Here is a 3,247-nt window from a genome sequence, read left to right as displayed (position 1 = left end):
GCGTAGCGACTATCTATCCTCGCGGGTAGTTTCCCACCAACTACTTTCGACGTGAAGAAGCTTAACTTCTGTGTTCGGCATGGGAACAGGTGTATCCTTCTTGCTATCGTCACTACACTATTTTTACTCGTACCTTCAAAACTAGATATTAAGAATATGAATCATGAATCACTTCAAACTGTGAACTCTTTCTCGGTTAAGTCCTCGATCTATTAGTACTGCTCAGCTCCAAGTATCGCTACTCTTCCACCCGCAGCCTATCTACGTCATCATCTTTAACGGATCTTACTTCCATAAAGGAATGGGAAATCTCATCTCGAGGGAGGCTTCACACTTAGATGCTTTCAGCGTTTATCCTGTCCATACGTAGCTACCCAGCGATGCGCCTGGCGGCACAACTGGTACACCAGAGGTATGTCCATCCCGGTCCTCTCGTACTAAGGACAGCTCCTCTCAAATTTCCTACGCCCGCGACGGATAGGGACCGAACTGTCTCACGACGTTCTGAACCCAGCTCGCGTACCGCTTTAATGGGCGAACAGCCCAACCCTTGGGACCGACTACAGCCCCAGGATGCGATGAGCCGACATCGAGGTGCCAAACCTCCCCGTCGATGTGAACTCTTGGGGGAGATAAGCCTGTTATCCCCAGGGTAGCTTTTATCCGTTGAGCGATGGCCCTTCCATATGGTACCACCGGATCACTAAGTCCGACTTTCGTCCCTGCTCGACTTGTCAGTCTCGCAGTCAAGCTCGCTTATGCCTTTACATTCTACGAATGATTTCCAACCATTCTGAGCGAACCTTTGAGCGCCTCCGTTACATTTTAGGAGGCGACCGCCCCAGTCAAACTGCCCACCAGACACTGTCCCTCATCGCGATAAACGATGTAGGTTAGAGTTTTCATATAACAAGGGTAGTATCCCACCAATGCCTCCATCGAAACTAGCGTTCCGATATCAACGGCTCCTACCTATCCTGTACATGTCACACAAAAACTCAATATCAAGCTACAGTAAAGCTCCATGGGGTCTTTCCGTCCTGTCGCGGGTAACCCGCATCTTCACGGGTATTATAATTTCACCGAGTCTCTCGTTGAGACAGTGCCCAAATCATTACGCCTTTCGTGCGGGTCGGAACTTACCCGACAAGGAATTTCGCTACCTTAGGACCGTTATAGTTACGGCCGCCGTTTACTGGGGCTTCAATTCTCAGCTTCGCAAAAGCTAACTGATCCTCTTAACCTTCCAGCACCGGGCAGGCGTCAGCCCATATACGTCATCTTACGATTTAGCATAGACCTGTGTTTTTGATAAACAGTTGTTTGGGCCTATTCACTGCGGCTGGCTGTTACACCAGCACCCCTTCTCCCGAAGTTACGGGGTCATTTTGCCGAGTTCCTTAACGAGAGTTCACTCGCTGACCTTAGGATACTCTCCTCGACTACCTGTGTCGGTTTGCGGTACGGGTAGTTTATTTCTAACTAGGAACTTTTCTTGGCAGTGTGAGTTACTGTGCTTCGCTACTAAAATTTCACTCCCCATCACAGCTTATCCTTAAAGAGTTAAGCATTTGACTCAACTCAAGACTAACTGCTTGGACACGCATATCCATCAGCGTGCACACATCATCCTCCTGCGTCCTTCCATCGTTCAAACAAAATAAACTAGTACAGGAATATCAACCTGTTATCCATCGATTACACCTTTCGGTCTCATCTTAGGCCCCGACTAACCCTGGGAGGACGAGCCTTCCCCAGGAAACCTTAGTCTTGCGGCCGACCAGATTCTCACTGGTCTTTCGTTACTCATACCGGCATTCTCACTTCTAAGAACTCCACTGCTCCTCACGGTACAGCTTCAAAGCTCTTACAACGCTCTCCTACCACACATCTTACGATGCATCCACAGTTTCGGTATCATGCTTAGCCCCGGTACATTTTCGGCGCAGAATCACTCGACTAGTGAGCTATTACGCACTCTTTGAATGAATGGCTGCTTCTAAGCCAACATCCTAGTTGTCTATGCGTTTCCACATCCTTTTCCACTTAGCATGAATTTTGGGACCTTAACTGGTGATCTGGGCTGTTTCCCTTTCGACGGTGGATCTTATCACTCATCGTCTGACTCCCGGGTATAGATCAATGGTATTCGGAGTTTATCTGAATTCAGTAACCCAAGACGGGCCCCTAGTCCAAACAGTGCTCTACCTCCACGATCCTAATCCCCGAGGCTAACCCTAAAGCTATTTCGGAGAGAACCAGCTATCTCCAAGTTCGTTTGGAATTTCACCGCTACCCACAACTCATCTCAGCATTTTTCAACATACACGAGTTCGGTCCTCCAATGCGTTTTACCACATCTTCAACCTGGTCATGGGTAGGTCACTTGGTTTCGGGTCTACATCAACATACTAGAGCGCCCTATTCAGACTCGCTTTCGCTACGGCTCCGACTTTTCATCTTAACCTTGCATGTTAACGTAACTCGCCGGTTCATTCTACAAAAGGCACGCCATCACCCATTAACGGGCTCTGACTACTTGTAGGCACACGGTTTCAGGATCTATTTCACTCCCCTTCCGGGGTACTTTTCACCTTTCCCTCACGGTACTGGTTCACTATCGGTCACTAGGGAGTATTTAGCCTTGGGAGATGGTCCTCCCGGATTCCGACGGAGTTTCTCGTGTTCCGCCGTACTCAGGATACTGAATGGAGTGGCATTGATTTCATTTACGAGGCTTTCACTCTCTTTGGCCAGCTTTTCCAAACTGTTCGATTATCTCAACCTTTTGTTCTCACAACATCAGTCCTACAACCCTAAAGAGCAAGCTCTTTAGTTTGGGCTATTCCCGTTTCGCTCGCCGCTACTCAGGGAATCGAATTTTCTTTCTCTTCCTGCAACTACTTAGATGTTTCAGTTCATTGCGTGTTCCTCTTGACTGCTATGTATTCACAGACAAGTAAATATCCATTACGATATTTGGGTTCCCCCATTCGGAGATCCCCGGATCAAAGCTTACTTACAGCTCCCCGAGGCGTATCGTCGTTAGTTACGTCCTTCATCGGCTCCTAGTGCCTAGGCATCCACCGTGCGCCCTTTATAACTTAACCTAATAAATTACAAAAGTAATTTAAATCAATTTGCCATAACATAAAAGTTACAGCTGGCGATCAAAGATCGCCGCGCAGTTTTCGGTGTTTCTTTTAATTCATTAATTCTTAATATCCAGTTTTCAAGGTACGAGTTT

The 3,247-nt window shown here is 47.6% G+C and carries 2 rRNA genes; both read right to left on the bottom strand.

The features are described from left to right. Positions 1–117 (bottom strand): 5S ribosomal RNA (gene rrf / locus U8521_RS12735). 75 nt (positions 118–192) lie between these two features. Then, positions 193–3,110: ribosomal RNA gene (locus tag U8521_RS12730) — 23S ribosomal RNA — on the bottom strand. Positions 3,111–3,247 lie beyond the last annotated feature (137 nt).

Source organism: Companilactobacillus miaonis, assembly GCF_036913615.1.
GTDB lineage: Bacteria > Bacillota > Bacilli > Lactobacillales > Lactobacillaceae > Companilactobacillus.
Note: the sequence above shows the minus strand (reverse complement) of the source record. Positions and strands in the feature narration are given on the sequence as shown.